A 14587-nucleotide genomic window follows, 5' to 3' on the forward strand; every position below is an offset into this window, starting at 1 on the left:
AACCAATAAAATGAAAAGCAATTTAATTCTTCTTTTTAGCTTCATCTTTCTTTTTTCCTGTAAAAACGATTCTAAAGAGAATGTGAGGGTATTAGCCGATTCTTCAGGGAATATCAACCAGGTAACGGTGGTAATGGACAACAGCTTATGGGAAGGCGAAGTAGGAGAAGTGGTAAGAGATGAGCTGGCCGCTCCTGTGGATGGTCTCCCCCAGGACGAGCCTTTATTTTCGCTAAGCCAGATTCCTCCCCAGACGTTTTCAGGATTTGTTCGTAAAAACCGCCTTTTCTTTTTAGTTGAAAAAGGAAAACAAAAAGAATTTCAGGTAATTAAAGAGGAATATGCCAAGCCCCAAACCGGGGTGGTAGTTCGCGGTGAGAATAATGAGGAAATAAAGGAGGTGGTACGTGCAAATTCAGATAGTATTATTAAAATCCTTAAAAATACAGAGCTTAAGGAAAAACAGAGAAGAATTGGAAAGTCATTGAAAAATGATGAGAAACTGGAGGAAAAATTAGAGGTATCCATGAAGTTTCCTTCGGCATATCGTTATGCCATGGAGGAAGATGATTTTATTTGGATAAGAAAAGAAATTCCAAAAGGTCTTATGGAAATTCTCGTTTATGAAGTGCCGCTTTCTACAATAGAAAAAGATACCAATGTAATTGGGAATATTATCAAAATGCGGGATTCTATTGGAGAAAAATATATTCCCGGCCCAGTGGAAGGTAGTTACATGCAAACGGAAGAAGCCTATGCACCTTATCTTTTTGAAACAGAAATAGACGGGCATTTTGCCTATGAAACCCGTGGCACCTGGGATGTAAAAAATGCTTTTATGGCCGGCCCTTTTGTAAACTATGCAGTTAGGGATGAAGAAAATAACCGTTATGTAATACTGGAAGGCTTTCTCTTTTATCCATCAATGTCTAAGCGGGACAATATGTTTGAGCTTGACGCCATTCTGCAGTCTGCGAAAATTAACTAAAAATAAAAAACCCAGGCTGCAAAGCCTGGGTTTTGAGTATCTTATAATTAAAAATTTTACTTACGGTCTTCAGGGACTTTGTTAGCTTCAGAAGCTCTGTGTGGCTCGTCCTCATCTTTGGAAGCATCTTTAAATTCTTTTATTCCACTTCCCAGTCCTCTCATCAATTCTGGAATTTTTCGTCCTCCAAATAAGAGCAAGATCACAATTACAATTAATATAATTTGTGGTGCTCCTATTACTAATGGTAATATGAATGCAGTCATGTTTATATATTTTAATGTTACAAACTTAACAAGAATAAAGCAATCTAAGCGTTAAGAAGAAACAAAATTGTATAATTTTAACTTGCAGGAAGGGTTCTTTAGGGTGAAACTGAAACAATTACAACAGGTAAACAGGAAATCACTTGGAGTTTTACCGGCAGGAAAGGCTTCTTTGATGAAGCCTTAAATTTTACCCTATCTTTGTATTATTATTTTAAATAATGGGAGAAAAGAAGAACAGGAAATTCGCTAAAAAGCTATTGCATAAATACAGGCTGGTAATCCTCAATGAAGATACCTTTGAGGAACGGCTTTCTTTCCGGTTAAATAAATTAAATGTTTTTGTAATTGTTACCCTTAGTGCCATTCTGCTAATTGCGGCTACTACTTATATCATTGCCTTTACTCCTTTAAAAGAATATATTCCGGGGTACTCTTCCGCAGAACTTAAGGAAAGGGCGGCAAACCTGGCTTACACTTCAGATTCCCTTCAAAACGTTATTAAGTTAAATAACCAGTATTTGGGATCGATAAAAGGCGTTTTAACAGGAGACCTTGATACAGATAATTTAAACAGAGATTCCCTGCTGCCACCTTCAGAATATGAAGAAGATTATGAGGAAGTAAGCCCTTCCAAAGCAGATTCGCTTTTAAGGGAGGAAGTGGCCCAGGAAGATAAATATAACATTTTGCCCAGTGCTACTGAAAATATCAATTTTTCGCTAATTGCTCCTGTAAAAGGATCCATTTCAGAAGGATTTGACCCTAAAGACAGGCATTTTGCTGTGGATATAGTAGTAGCCAGAAAATCCCCGGTGAAAGCTGTTGCAGATGGGAGGGTTATTTTTTCGGAATGGACGGCGGAGACTGGGTATGTTATTATTATTAAGCATGGTTATGATTTGCTATCGGTATATAAACACAATGCTTCCCTTACCAAAGAGCAGGGAGATATCGTTAGGGCAGGGGAGGTAATAGCAACAGCCGGTTCCACCGGGGAGTATAGTACCGGGCCTCACCTGCATTTTGAACTTTGGAATGAAGGAACCCCTGTGGATCCTACAGAATATATAGATTTCAAATAATTATGTCTTTAAAATCTCTGGGAGCAAAACTTTTTGCAAAACAAATTCAGCATAAAATAAGGCGCTGGTCTTCCCATCCTGAAGAAACTCAAATGAAGGTCTTTCAGCAGATCATTGCCAAAGGAAAATTTACGGCTTTTGGAAAAGATCATAATTTTCCTCGTATTGCCACTTATAGCGAGTTTGCAGATAATGTTCCCATTCGCGACTATGAGGAACTAAAACCCTATATAGAAAGAATGCTGGCGGGAGAAGAAAGTATCCTCTGGCCGGGAAGGCCTCTTTATTATGCCAAAACCAGCGGTACTACCAGCGGTGCAAAATATATTCCTATTACCAAAGATTCCATGCCTACCCATATTGAGGCTGCCCGCAACGCAATTTTGTGTTACATTGCCGAAACGGGTAATGCTTCTTTTGTGGACGGAAAAATGATATTTCTCCAGGGAAGCCCTCAACTGGAGGAGAAAAAAGGAGTTAAACTGGGGCGGCTTTCCGGCATAGCGGCACATTTTGTTCCGGCATATCTTCAAAAAAACCGCCTGCCAAGCTGGGAAACCAATTGTATTGAAGACTGGGAAAAAAAAGTAGATGCCATCATAGAAGAAACACGTGAAGAAAATATGACGGTAATTAGCGGGATACCTTCCTGGGTGCAAATGTATTTTGAACGTTTGCAGAAAAAAACAGGCAAAAAAGTAGGGGAGCTTTTTCCAGATTTTAATCTTTTTATTTACGGAGGGGTAAATTTTGAACCTTACAGGGGCAGCTTTGAGAACCTAATTGGCAGGAAGGTGGACAGTATTGAACTCTTTCCCGCTTCTGAAGGGTTTTTTGCATTTCAGGATAAACAGAAAGAAAAAGGCATGTTGCTTCAGCTGGATTCCGGCATCTTTTATGAATTTGTAAAAGCCGATGAGTTTTTTGATGAAGACCCTGCCAGACTTACTATTGCAGATGTCCGCACAGGCGTTAATTATGTAATGATCATTTCTACTACGGCAGGCTTATGGGCTTATAATGTTGGGGACACCGTACAGTTTACCTCGGTAAGGCCGTACCGCATCATTGTTACGGGAAGAATTAAGCATTATATTTCAGCATTTGGTGAGCACGTAATCGCAAAAGAAGTGGAAGAAGCTATGCATCAGGCGCTTAGCGATACCGGTACACGTATTAACGAATTTACCGTGGCCCCGCAAATTAATCCTGAAGGCGGGGAACTGCCTTACCATGAATGGTTTGTAGAATTTGAAAAAGAACCGCAGGATATGGAGCAGTTTATTTCAATTCTCGATAAAGCCATGCAAAAACAAAATTCTTATTATTTTGATTTGATTGAAGGAAAAATTCTTCAACCTTTGAAAATAACAAAAGTGCCGAATCAAAAATTTCAGCATTACATGAAATCTGAAGGTAAACTTGGCGGCCAGAACAAACTTCCGCGCTTGTCTAACGACAGGATAATTGCGGATAAACTTCAAAAATTGATTGAAAATTAATCTTTTATATGTCTAATTTAAAAATACAGGGCCGCACCCGTGCGCAGGAAAGTTCCAGTGCCATTGAGCGCATGTATATTACCATGCGCCATCTTTTTAACCGCGGCTTTTACAAACCTATGGGGGTTTCCGGAGAGACACTAAGAGAAGCCCTGCTCATTTTACGCCCCGAAATTTATGGTTCTGTTGCCGATGATAAAGCAGAATTAAACGGACTTTTATACGTGATAGACCGCCTTCCCAAAGGCATTGAAGAATGCCGGTATATAAACCTTACCAGTGATGAAGGTTACGGGAATTCGCATTTTAAACCAATTATTCCTCCAAAAAGGCGCAGGAACTGTTACCGCATAGATGAGGAGCAGATGAACATTGAAATTACCCGGGGCCGGTCTGAAATTTATGATATTTTAACCCACCTTACCTTTCTTTTTATCGAATCTCATAAGATCATGCGCCGGGTGGTGATAGATGAAGAAGGAAATGTTACACGGGACTGGCAAAAACTGGAAAAGGCTGTATTGCAAACAGAGGAACTCACCCAGGCAGAACGGGAAGTGGCTTTAACCCATACAGCAAATATCCTTGGAAGAACCTTTAATGAGGTGACCGGCATTTATCCAAAATTTGCCATTCCTGAGAACCAAGAGCGTTTCTTAAGCCTTATCTATTGGTTGGGGAAACTTGCCATTTCTGAAATAGTTGAGAACAATAAGCGCATTATCACCTTTAGCCAGGTGCTTCGGGAACGCCTAGGGCAACATATTCACGGAGAAATTTGGGCAGATAAGATAAAGGAATATTTGCTTAGCGAAAACCTTACGCACAGGCCCATCCACATTATTAGCGCCAACATGCATAGTGTGATGAACACCCTTTATACTCCAATTGCCCTTAAGGCTGAATTAAAAAAGAAATCGGCATTGGGTATTTACGAAGAGTTGAGTGACAGCGGGAACGGTGCTTTACGGAATAAAGTAACCAAAGTGGCACTGGGCAAAGGCATGAAATTTATTGAAGATGAAAGCGGTACCAACATAGATGTGCAGGTGTTTGATACTGCCAAAATGGAAGAAGGATTCCGGATAGAAAATTTTGCTGAAAAAGCCGAAGAGGAAAAACCTGTGATCCTGGTGATGGATTATGCCTTTGGGGAACAGGCTTATGAAACCATGGATGAGCTCTTAAAGCCTTACAATTTTGAAGAAAATGAGATTCACATGAATGTGAAATCTATCTCTATTATGGGAAAAGCGGGAATTCTGGAAGGCGCCAAAGGCGATATTATGATTCCCACTGCCCATCTGTTTGAAGGCACAGCAGATAATTATCCCTTCAAAAATGAACTTACCAAGAAATCCCTGGAAGGCCACGGAATAAGTGTGGTAGAGGGGAGTATGATTACGGTCCTGGGGACATCCCTTCAAAATAAGGATATCCTTAGATTTTTCCATGATTCCACATGGAATGTGAGCGGCCTTGAAATGGAAGGTGCCCATTACCAGAAGGCGATCCAGGCAGCAGCTAAATTGCGGGGCAATATAGACGAAGACGTGAAGGTAAGGTACGCCTATTATGCCTCAGATAATCCCCTGGAAACCGGCAGCACGCTGGCGTCAGGAGGGCTTGGCACCACCGGCGTAAAACCCACTTACCTCATTACAGAGAAAATTCTGGAACAAATCTTTAATTCATAATTACCTATGCAGGTAGAAGAAACTCCTCTAAAAGATTGCTACCTCTTAAAACCTTCTGTTTTTAAAGATAAACGGGGTATTTTCCTGGAGAGCTACAATAGAAAAGTTTTTGAAGAAGCCATCGGCATTAGAGATGAATTTGTACAGGACAATCAATCGGTGTCCCGTTATGGGGTGTTGCGCGGGCTGCATTTTCAAACAGGAGAATTTGCGCAGGCAAAGCTGGTGCGAGTGATCCACGGCAAAGTGCTGGATGTGGTGGTAGATTTACGTCCCGGGTCACCTACCTTTAAGAAGGTTTACAAAGTGGTGCTGGATGATGAGAATTTACTTCAGCTTTACATCCCCAAAGGTTTTGGTCATGGCTTCATCACCCTTTCAGATATTTCTGTATTTGCATACAAGTGTGACCGGTACTATACTCCCGGGGCAGAAGGGGGGATTATTTATAACGATCCAGATTTGGCTATTGACTGGCAGTTTCCTGAAGAGAAAATGATTATTTCAGATAAAGATTTACAGCAGCCAACCTTCAAAAAACTTTTTGAATGAAAACAATTTTAATCACCGGGGCTTCAGGCCAGTTGGGGAAATGTTTTGAAAAACTTTCCTCCCATTATCCTGAATTTGATTTTCTTTTTACTTCTTCTTCTGAATTAGATATCAGAAAAAAATGTGAGGTAAGCCAGCTTTTTGGGGCAAAGCATTTTGATTACTGTATTAATTGCGCGGCTTACACCAATGTTGAAAAAGCAGAATCTGAAGAAGAGAAAGCTTTTGCAATTAATGCCGAAGCGGTTAAAAATCTAGCTGAAGTTTGCCATTCTTCTAATACCATGCTCTTTCATTTTTCTACAGATTATGTGTTCAATGGAGAGGCTAAAATTCCTTATTCTGAAGGAGATAAGACAAATCCCATTAATGTTTATGGGGCTTCCAAGTTAAAGGGAGAAGAAAATATAAAGAAGTTGGCCGATAAATATTTTATCTTCCGGACTTCCTGGTTGTATTCTGAATTCGGACACAATTTTTTCAGGACTATCTTGAAAAAGGCTGAAGAAGGGGCACAGCTTAAGATCACTACCGCCCAAATAGGAACTCCAACCAATGCCAACGATCTGGCCCGGCTGGTGCTACAACTTATTGCTTCAGAAAATGATGAGGTTGGCCTTTATCACTTCAGCAATGAAGGCCAAGCTACGTGGTATGATTTTGCGGAAGAAATTTTAAAAATTTCAGGAAATTCTAAAACCGTGGAACTCGAAAAAAGCAATGAATACAGAACTGTGGCAAAACGACCAGGATATAGTGTATTAAGTAAAAAGAAAGTAAAAGAGAATTTAAATTTTGAAGTGCCGCATTGGAAAAAAAGCCTGCAAGGCCTTTATTTTTCTGCAGTTTCAGCTAAAGAATAACGCCTTTTTTCGCACATAAGGATAAATTATTTTATGAAGCAATCTGCTTTGGTTTCCATTATTATGCCCGCCTACAATGCAGCCCAATTTATCATGAAAGCCATTGCCTCTGTTCAGAAGCAAACCTATACCAACTGGGAACTGCTAATAATTGACGATAATTCTAAAGATTTTACCGTTGCCAATATTAAAAAACAGGCGCGGGAAGATTCCAGGATTAAAATTTTCAGGAATAGCACCAATAGGGGAGCCGGCTATAGCCGTAATAAAGGCATTAAAGCCGCTGAAGGGGATTTTATCGCATTTCTGGATGCAGATGACCTTTGGAAGCCTGAAAAGCTGGAAAAACAGCTGGAATTTATGATAAGCAATGATGTTGCAGTATGTTTTACCAGCTATGAGCTTATTTACGAGAATGGGCAGAAAAAGCATGAAGTGGTACAGGCACTGCCATTTCTCACCTACCAAAAGCTTCTAAAGGCAAATTATGTGGGAAACCTTACGGGAATCTATAAGGCTGCCAAAATTGGAAAAATTTATGCCCCGCAGATCCGCAAAAGACAAGACTGGGCATTATGGCTAAGTGCTGTAAAAAAAGCCGGCATAGCAAAGGGCATGCTGGAATCCCTCGCTTTTTACAGGGTAAGAAGAAACAGTGTCTCCGGCAATAAGCTGGAAATGCTTACCTACAACTTCAATATCTATTATAAATTTCTTGATTTAAGCTTCTGGAAGAGCCTTAAGTGTATGTTGATATTTCTACGGGAACAAATAATTATCAAAAAGAGGCAAATCAAACAGGTTAAATAAGAGAGGTAAATTGTTTAAGTTTCCCGCTTTTACTGCGTTTCAGGATCGCTTTTCTTTCAAAATTTACTTTCAGGTTTTTGCCCACATATTTTTCTATTGCAGCCAGTATTTTTTGCACCTGCTCTTCATTAAACGCCTTATCGCTTACATATTCAATCTTAAAAGCATCCAGGGCGGTTTGGGTAATCACGAATTCCTTTATACTTCCGGTATCGGCTATAATGGTTTTGGTGACATAGTAAAAGGTTAAGCCAGGCACTACTTTTCCATCGGCTAAGTGTGCAATATCATTGGTGCGCCCTATTAGCTTTTGCAGTTTTGGCCGTTTTAATGTTCCTTCTTCAGAAAAAGCCCCGGTATCACCAATATCATAACGTATCATTGGATGTGCTTTATTGTAAAGTGAAGTTACCACCACGCGGCCTTCCCTGCCTGCTGGCAGAATATTGTTTTCTTCATCCAGGATTTCCACATAGAGGTCTTCAGAATTCACGATCCATTCGTTACCGGCATTTTCAAAAGCAATAAGTCCAACCTCGCTGGCGCCGTATTCGTTTACAACGGGCACCCCAAGCGCTTCTTCCATAAGAATTTTGTCGTTTTCAAAGAGCCTTTCAGAAGTAACAATACAAATTTTCAAAGTAGGGCAAACATCTTTCAGCACCACATTTTTATTCCGCAGAAATTTGGCAAACATCAGGATAGCACTGGTGTAACCGTTTAAGTATTCAAAAGGGGAACGCTTAAACCGCTTTAAGAAATTTTCCATTTTCCTGTCGCTGAGGTCAAAAATATTGAATCTTCTCCTTAGGCTAATCCTGTCTTTTACCCGTTCCTGCAGGTTTCCGTAGAAATCTAACGGGATACCATAAAATCTTGCCTGTAGAGATTTATTCAGGTTAATGCCATGCCAATGGTAACGATCGTTAAAATTTGCCCAGCTAAGCGCGTGGGCAAGTCGGTCTTTGGCGAAGATAAAAGGATGGCCGCTGCTCCCCGAGGTTTTGCCTACATAGGTTCTTTTGCGGGTGTTGTAGCCCTTGCTTAAGCGTTTTTGTAGTGGCTGCTGGAGGTGGGATTTTGTCATAACCGGCACATCATTCCACTTCCGGCAATCTTCAGCCTTACAAAACTGCCTGTAAAAGGCATTGTGCTCTAAATGAAATTTTAAAATGGCATCGCGCTGGCCTTCCAGAAATTCCTCATATTCCTTTTCAGGAATTTCCTGGATCTGGCGCAATAAAGTTTCGGCCCGGGTAATGGGGAAATTATTAAGCTGCAAAGAAAGCCGGAACCATTCCAAATGATAAATTTCTTTTTTTAGTGAAATTATTGGTGCTTCAATTTACAAACAATTATTTTTGACTCCATAACTAAAATTCCTCCAGATGAAAATTTTAATTCTTGGTGCCGGCGGTCGTGAACACACTTTTGCCCATATGATTTCAAAAAGCCCTAAATGCGATAAATTATTTGTTGCTCCGGGCAATGCGGGCACCGGAAAAATTGCTGAAAATGTTGCTCTTAAAGTTACCGATTTTGAAGCGATTAAAAAATTTGTTCTGGAGAAAGACATAGCAATGATGGTGGTGGGGCCGGAAGATCCTTTAGTTGAAGGAATAGCCGATTTTTTCATGCATGATGAACAGCTTAAACATGTACAATTAATCGGGCCTTCAAAGCGTGGTGCTTTGCTGGAAGGCAGCAAGGAACGTGCAAAGGAATTTATGCTGATGTACAATATTCCCACAGCTGCCTATGAAAGTTTTACTGAAGCAAGCCTTGAAGCCGGCAAAAATTTCCTTGAGAAATTAAAATCTCCTTATGTATTAAAAGCAGACGGGCTTGCCGCAGGAAAGGGGGTACTTATTTTAAATGATCTGGATGAAGCCAAAGCAGAGCTGGAAACAATGCTTGCGGGGGAAAAATTTGGCGCGGCAAGCAAAAAAGTAGTAATAGAAGAATTTCTTGACGGGATAGAATTGAGTGTATTTGTTTTAACCGATGGCAAAAACTATAAAATACTGCCTACGGCCAAAGATTATAAGCGCATAGGTGAAGGAGATACCGGTTTAAATACGGGCGGAATGGGCGCCATTTCTCCGGTTCCGTTTGCAGACGAGGAATTTATGCAGAAGGTGGAGGAGCGCATTGTGAAACCAACTGTGGGCGGGCTTAAGGAAGAAAATATAGATTATAAGGGGTTTATTTTTATTGGGCTTATTAAAGTTAAAAATGAACCTTATGTAATTGAATATAATGTGAGGATGGGAGACCCTGAGACTGAAGTGGTACTGCCAAGAATAAAAACGGACCTGGTTGAGGTGCTGGAGAAAACTTATCATTCAAAATTAGATGAGGTAAACCTTGAAATTGATGAACGGGCGGCGGCTACGGTCATGCTGGTATCTGGCGGATATCCTGAAAATTACGAAAAGGGAAAAGAAATAACCGGGATAGAAAAAGTGGAGGATTCCCTGGTGTTCCATGCCGGCACAAAAATCGAAAATGGCAAACTTCTTACCAGTGGAGGGCGGGTAATCGCTATTACCTCCCTGGCGGAAGATTACAAAAAGGCACTAAAAAAATCTTATCAAAATGTAGAAAACCTACAGTTTGATAAGATGTACTATAGAAAGGATTTGGGATTTGACCTATCCTAAATATGGAGAATGTTTAGAAGATTTTTTCTCTTCTTCATCCCTGTCCTGAAATTTTTTAAGCTGCCCCAGCCAGTACCCAAACGCTGCAATTCCAATTAGTAAAAAGATAAAGTTTAGAGCATTGGCCAACCACCATGAATCCATTTGCAATTCACGTAAAGCATCAAGAGGGATAAAAAGAACTTCTTCAAAAAGCCATTCAATCCCTTCAAATAAATCTCGCATCATTTTTAACCTGGTATTAGTTAATATTACAAAAATATAAAAAACAGCCATGCTAACAAGCTTTTTTGGTAAATCAACTCCCGTAAATATTATAGCAGTAGTGCTTTTTATGGCGTCGTTTTTTGTATTTGCCAATTCTAACGAATGGATTTTAAGTTTTGCCTTGTTGCCGTTCCTGGAAAAACTTGGAGTTTTGCTTTGTTTTATCCTGAGTGTGCTGGTGCTTAACTTTATTGCCAAAAAGAACGAACTCACCAAAAGAAGTGCCTATAAAATACTTCTTTTTGCTATTTTTAGCAGTTCTTTTTTTGCCCTGCTGAAAAATGAACAGGCTATTCTGGCTAATTTTTTCATCCTGCTGGCCTTTAGAAGAATCATTAGCCTTAAATCCCGAAAAGTGGTTCAACAAAAGATCTTTGACGCCACGTTTTGGATTTGTATCGCCTCCTTATATTATTTCTGGTCTATTCTGTTTCTATCAGTAGTGTTTGTTGGAATTGTTTTTTATGCTTCTTACTTAAAAAACCTGCTTATTCCACTCGTAGCTATCCTGGGGGTGGTTTTGCTCACAGAATGCTTTCACCTGCTGGTGTACGATAATGTATATACTCTTGCCCAATGGTACCAGCCGGTAAACCTGGATTTTGATAGTTATCAGCAATTAAGACTGCTGGCACCCCTTAGTGTGATTCTCGCCTTGTTGCTCTGGACCCTTATTTCTTATTTTTCTGTGATTCAAAAAGCCAGTGTTACCCGCCGCCCGGTTTTAAACCTCGTGCTTTTTAGCCTTGCCGTAGCGCTTTGCGTCGCCTTGCTTTCCCATCAAAAAAATGGCAGTGAATTCATTTTCTTTTTTGTTCCTTTAAGCATTATCGCCTCCAATTATTTTGATGGCAAAAAAGACAGGATATTTAAGGAAGTACTGCTTATTCTGCTTATTTTAATGCCTTTCGCAGTGCCCCTGTTTTTATAAAATTTTCTCCTGAAAAACTCTGTTTCGGAGCGTGCTTCAACTTAAGCTACGTTAAATTATAATACCTTTGCGTTTTAAACTTCAATGTACAATAACAAGATTAAGAATTAGAATGTTTTCAGATAAAGCCAATAAGATATTTCAGAAAGTGATTGAAAAATATCATGAAAAAGATACTGTAGAGCAGCCTTTTGATAATCCTTATAGCAGAAATAAAGAGTTAATTGAGCACCTTCTTTACCGAAAATGTTGGATAGATACGGTACAATGGCATTATGAAGATATTATTCGCGATACCAATATAGATCCTGCCGATGCCCTGGAGTTAAAGCGAAAAATTGATGCTTCTAACCAGGACCGTACAGATACCGTGGAATATATTGACAGTTATTTCCTGGAAACTTTCAAGGACGTAAAACCAAAGGAGAATGCTACCATAAATTCTGAGAGTCCTGCCTGGGCCATAGACCGACTTTCTATTTTGGCACTAAAGATTTATCATATGCACGAAGAGGCCAACCGCAAAGACGCCACCCAGGAACATATGATGAAGTGCAGGAGCAAACTGGATGTTTTATTGGAGCAGCGGGTAGATCTTTCTTCAGCAATAAATCAATTGTTGGAAGATATTGCCAACGGTGATAAATACATGAAGGTGTACAGGCAAATGAAGATGTATAATGATGAAGAGCTAAATCCCGTATTAAGGAAGAAGTAAGCTAAAAGCAGAAGGATATGAAGCGGGGTTCAGCAAAAAAAGGAGCATCTTTTTCGGGGAAAGAATCCGCCGCCGGGGAGAAATTACCGCACATTTTGGTGATACGCCTGTCTGCTATGGGAGATGTTGCCATGGTGGTGCCTGTTATTCGCGTTTTAACATCTGCTTATCCCGGTCTCAAAATTACCGTTTTAACCCGGGCGTTCTTTGCGCCAATGTTTGCCGGTATTCCTAATGTTTTGGTTTATGAAGCCGATGTAAATGGCGTGCATAGCGGGATTATTGGTTTGGGCAGGCTTGCAAAGGAACTAAGGGATGAGGAAATAGATCTGGTGGCAGATCTTCATGATGTGCTGCGAAGCAATGTGCTGAATTCTGTTTTTTATCTTTTTGGGATCCCTGTAAAACAAATCGATAAAGGCCGAAGCGAAAAAAAGGCGCTTACACGTGCGGAAAATAAAATATTTAGACCTCTTAAATCTACCCACCAGCGCTATGCCGATGTTTTTGAAGCCCTGGGGTATCCCGTTAACCTTGAAGAACATCATTTTAAACAATCCCTTCCTCTTTCTGCTGAAGTAAAATCTTTTACCGGTGCACATGATATTAAATGGCTGGGAATAGCCCCTTTTGCCCAGCATGCTTCTAAAAGTTATCCTTCAGATTTAATGGAAGAAGTCTTAGAGAGTCTTCAAAATAAGCAGAATATCAGGATTTTCCTTTTTGGGGGTGGCGCTTCAGAACTTCCAAAATTACAGGAATGGGAAAAGAAATTCGCGGAAATTCATTCCGTAGCGGGAAAATTTTCTTTTGAAGAAGAGCTCGCGCTTATCTCTAATCTGGATGTCATGCTTTCTATGGACAGTGGCAACGGGCATATGGCCGCTATGTACGAGGTACCGGTGATCACGGTATGGGGATTAACCCATCCTTATGCGGGCTTTGTACCCTTTAATCAACCAATTGAGAATTCCATTTTGCCAGATTTGGAAAAATACCCGCTCATCCCTACCTCCATTTACGGTAAAACCGTTCCTGAAGGTTATAAAGATGCCATGCGCAGCATTCCCCCAGCAAACATTGTTAATAGCGTTATTGAGGTGCTGGATAATAACCGAATGTAAGCACGGATTATTAATTCTGTTCAATCACCACTTAAACATCATCATAATCCACTTTTAAAGTAGGGCTGGTGGGTTGTGCCTGGCAGGTTAAAATTAGCCCCTCTTCCAGTTCTTCATCTGTAAGGATCTGGTTTTTTCTCATCTTGGCACTACCTTCGGTTATTCTTGCAATACAGCTGCTGCAAATTCCGCCCTGGCAGGAGTAGGGCACATCCAGGTCGTTTTCCAGCGCGGCATCAAGCACTGTATCTCCCTGTTCCATGGTGAAAGTAGTTTCTTCATCATCTACCATTACTGTAAGTTGCGTTTGCCCTTCAAGATCTGCTTCAACCTCCCCTGTGTCTTTACTGGAAAAGAGTTCAAAATGTACCTTTTCCTCAGAGACCCCGTTTTCATTTAAAATTTTAATAACCTGGTTAATCATTTCTTCAGGCCCGCACAGAAAATAAGATTTAAAAGAGTGTTCTTTAAACCTGTTTTTAAGTACATAATTCACCGTGCTTTTTTCAATCCTTCCAAAGTGGGCATTTTCTTCCCTGCTGCGGCTGTACACAAATTCTATAAAAAGCCTGTCTGGATATTTTAGCTGAAGTTCGAGAAGCTCTTTAAAGAAAATGGTTTCTTCAGGAGATTTATTTCCATAGGTAAGCACAAACCGGCTTTTGTCTTCTTCATTTAAAACCGTCTTTATTATAGAGAGCACGGGGGTAATCCCGCTTCCTGCCGCAAAAGCCGCGTAATTATTAAGTCCTTCTTCAGGGTTAAGTACAAATTTTCCTTCCGGCGGATGTACCTCCAGCACGTCCCCGGCTTTTAATTTGTTATTGGCAATAACCGAAAATTTACCACCTTCAACTTCCTTTACGGTTACTTTAAACTCCCCACTTCCAGGTGCAGAACATAGGGAATAGGCTCTTCTTACCTCTTCATTATTCACAGAAGCTTTTATGGTAATATATTGCCCTGCTTTAAAGCTGAATTCTTCTTTTAAATCCTGCGGGATTTCAAAAGATATACTAACCGCACGGGGAGTCTCCCGAATAACTTCCTTAACTTTTAGCGGATAAAATTTACTCATCAAAAAATAATTTGTTTGCAAAAATACAAAGTATGACTGTTTT

15 protein-coding genes are annotated in these 14587 nt (G+C 40.2%); 11 read left to right on the forward strand and 4 right to left on the reverse strand.

The window, feature by feature from the left end; all coding sequences use genetic code 11:
- The first annotated feature begins 10 nt into the window (after window positions 1-10).
- Window positions 11-988, forward strand: a complete 978-nt coding sequence (locus AB8M93_RS08985) for a DUF4837 family protein (protein WP_373057240.1) — start codon at window positions 11-13, stop codon at window positions 986-988.
- A gap of 56 nt (window positions 989-1044) precedes the next feature.
- Here AB8M93_RS08985 and tatA read toward each other — a convergent pair whose 3' ends face one another.
- Window positions 1045-1254 (reverse strand): twin-arginine translocase TatA/TatE family subunit, encoded by a 210-nt coding sequence (gene tatA / locus AB8M93_RS08990; RefSeq protein ID WP_373057241.1) that lies wholly within the window; start codon window positions 1252-1254, stop codon window positions 1045-1047.
- 221 nt (window positions 1255-1475) lie between these two features.
- On the opposite strand from tatA, the gene AB8M93_RS08995 reads away from it, so the two are divergent.
- From AB8M93_RS08995 to AB8M93_RS09020, 6 genes are read left to right on the forward strand one after another with little or no spacing between them, the layout of a single operon-like run.
- Window positions 1476-2339, forward strand: coding sequence for a M23 family metallopeptidase (locus tag AB8M93_RS08995; RefSeq protein WP_373057242.1), 864 nt, complete (start codon window positions 1476-1478; stop codon window positions 2337-2339).
- 2 nt (window positions 2340-2341) lie between these two features.
- Window positions 2342-3841, forward strand: a complete 1500-nt coding sequence (locus tag AB8M93_RS09000) for a GH3 family acyl-acid amido synthetase (protein ID WP_373057243.1) — start codon at window positions 2342-2344, stop codon at window positions 3839-3841.
- A gap of 8 nt (window positions 3842-3849) precedes the next feature.
- Entirely contained in the window at window positions 3850-5538 is a 1689-nt protein-coding gene (locus AB8M93_RS09005; RefSeq protein ID WP_373057244.1) for a DUF6909 family protein, read from the forward strand.
- Window positions 5539-5544: 6 nt separating this feature from the next.
- Complete coding sequence (gene rfbC, locus AB8M93_RS09010; protein ID WP_373057245.1) at window positions 5545-6090, forward strand: dTDP-4-dehydrorhamnose 3,5-epimerase; 546 nt, start codon at window positions 5545-5547, stop codon at window positions 6088-6090.
- The gene (gene rfbD, locus AB8M93_RS09015) at window positions 6087-6953 is read left to right on the forward strand and encodes a dTDP-4-dehydrorhamnose reductase (RefSeq protein ID WP_373057246.1); all 867 of its coding nucleotides are present in this window, start codon (window positions 6087-6089) and stop codon (window positions 6951-6953) included. The genes rfbC and rfbD overlap by 4 nt, the downstream gene beginning before the upstream one ends.
- Window positions 6954-6986: 33 nt before the next feature.
- Complete coding sequence (locus tag AB8M93_RS09020; protein WP_373057247.1) at window positions 6987-7763, forward strand: glycosyltransferase family 2 protein; 777 nt, start codon at window positions 6987-6989, stop codon at window positions 7761-7763.
- Here AB8M93_RS09020 and AB8M93_RS09025 read toward each other — a convergent pair.
- Window positions 7756-9066: a phenylacetate--CoA ligase family protein gene (locus tag AB8M93_RS09025; protein ID WP_373057248.1), complete on the reverse strand. Its 1311-nt coding sequence runs from the start codon at window positions 9064-9066 to the stop codon at window positions 7756-7758. The two genes, AB8M93_RS09020 and AB8M93_RS09025, sit on opposite strands and share 8 nt — an antisense overlap.
- A gap of 85 nt (window positions 9067-9151) precedes the next feature.
- On the opposite strand from AB8M93_RS09025, the gene purD reads away from it, so the two are divergent.
- Window positions 9152-10426 (forward strand): phosphoribosylamine--glycine ligase, encoded by a 1275-nt coding sequence (purD, locus tag AB8M93_RS09030; RefSeq protein ID WP_373057249.1) that lies wholly within the window; start codon window positions 9152-9154, stop codon window positions 10424-10426.
- Here purD and AB8M93_RS09035 read toward each other — a convergent pair.
- A complete protein-coding gene (locus tag AB8M93_RS09035) occupies window positions 10418-10654 on the reverse strand; it encodes a DUF6341 family protein (protein ID WP_373057250.1) in 237 nt (78 codons plus the stop codon). The genes purD and AB8M93_RS09035 overlap by 9 nt on opposite strands.
- Before the next feature lie 46 nt (window positions 10655-10700).
- On the opposite strand from AB8M93_RS09035, the gene AB8M93_RS09040 reads away from it, so the two are divergent.
- From AB8M93_RS09040 to AB8M93_RS09050, 3 genes are all read left to right on the forward strand, one after another.
- Window positions 10701-11624 carry a DUF6427 family protein gene (locus tag AB8M93_RS09040; RefSeq protein ID WP_373057251.1) on the forward strand — a complete coding sequence of 308 codons (924 nt, stop codon included), beginning with the start codon at window positions 10701-10703 and terminating at the stop codon, window positions 11622-11624.
- Window positions 11625-11736: 112 nt separating this feature from the next.
- Window positions 11737-12342 carry a DUF4254 domain-containing protein gene (locus AB8M93_RS09045; protein ID WP_373057252.1) on the forward strand — a complete coding sequence of 202 codons (606 nt, stop codon included), beginning with the start codon at window positions 11737-11739 and terminating at the stop codon, window positions 12340-12342.
- Between the two features lie 17 nt (window positions 12343-12359).
- Window positions 12360-13466 carry a glycosyltransferase family 9 protein gene (locus tag AB8M93_RS09050; RefSeq protein WP_373057253.1) on the forward strand — a complete coding sequence of 369 codons (1107 nt, stop codon included), beginning with the start codon at window positions 12360-12362 and terminating at the stop codon, window positions 13464-13466.
- Window positions 13467-13497: 31 nt separating this feature from the next.
- On the opposite strand, the gene AB8M93_RS09055 is transcribed toward AB8M93_RS09050, so the two are convergent.
- Window positions 13498-14544 (reverse strand): 2Fe-2S iron-sulfur cluster-binding protein, encoded by a 1047-nt coding sequence (locus AB8M93_RS09055; protein WP_373057254.1) that lies wholly within the window; start codon window positions 14542-14544, stop codon window positions 13498-13500.
- Window positions 14545-14587 lie beyond the last annotated feature (43 nt).

Source organism: Autumnicola aciditolerans (assembly GCF_041679265.1).
Lineage (GTDB): Bacteria > Bacteroidota > Bacteroidia > Flavobacteriales > Flavobacteriaceae > Autumnicola.

Excerpts from the sequence above, each read along its gene's own strand:
- purD (WP_373057249.1), top strand. The coding sequence starts at position 9,152 with ATGAAAATTTTAATTCTTGGTGCCGGCGGTCGTGAACACACTTTTGCC.
- rfbD (WP_373057246.1), top strand. The coding sequence starts at position 6,087 with ATGAAAACAATTTTAATCACCGGGGCTTCAGGCCAGTTGGGGAAATGT.
- AB8M93_RS09000 (WP_373057243.1), top strand. The coding sequence starts at position 2,342 with ATGTCTTTAAAATCTCTGGGAGCAAAACTTTTTGCAAAACAAATTCAG.
- AB8M93_RS09045 (WP_373057252.1), top strand. The coding sequence starts at position 11,737 with ATGTTTTCAGATAAAGCCAATAAGATATTTCAGAAAGTGATTGAAAAA.
- AB8M93_RS09005 (WP_373057244.1), top strand. The coding sequence starts at position 3,850 with ATGTCTAATTTAAAAATACAGGGCCGCACCCGTGCGCAGGAAAGTTCC.
- AB8M93_RS09020 (WP_373057247.1), top strand. The coding sequence starts at position 6,987 with ATGAAGCAATCTGCTTTGGTTTCCATTATTATGCCCGCCTACAATGCA.
- AB8M93_RS09050 (WP_373057253.1), top strand. The coding sequence starts at position 12,360 with ATGAAGCGGGGTTCAGCAAAAAAAGGAGCATCTTTTTCGGGGAAAGAA.
- AB8M93_RS08985 (WP_373057240.1), top strand. The coding sequence starts at position 11 with ATGAAAAGCAATTTAATTCTTCTTTTTAGCTTCATCTTTCTTTTTTCC.
- tatA (WP_373057241.1), bottom strand. The coding sequence starts at position 1,254 with ATGACTGCATTCATATTACCATTAGTAATAGGAGCACCACAAATTATA.
- AB8M93_RS08995 (WP_373057242.1), top strand. The coding sequence starts at position 1,476 with ATGGGAGAAAAGAAGAACAGGAAATTCGCTAAAAAGCTATTGCATAAA.
- AB8M93_RS09040 (WP_373057251.1), top strand. The coding sequence starts at position 10,701 with ATGCTAACAAGCTTTTTTGGTAAATCAACTCCCGTAAATATTATAGCA.
- AB8M93_RS09055 (WP_373057254.1), bottom strand. The coding sequence starts at position 14,544 with ATGAGTAAATTTTATCCGCTAAAAGTTAAGGAAGTTATTCGGGAGACT.
- rfbC (WP_373057245.1), top strand. The coding sequence starts at position 5,545 with ATGCAGGTAGAAGAAACTCCTCTAAAAGATTGCTACCTCTTAAAACCT.
- AB8M93_RS09035 (WP_373057250.1), bottom strand. The coding sequence starts at position 10,654 with ATGATGCGAGATTTATTTGAAGGGATTGAATGGCTTTTTGAAGAAGTT.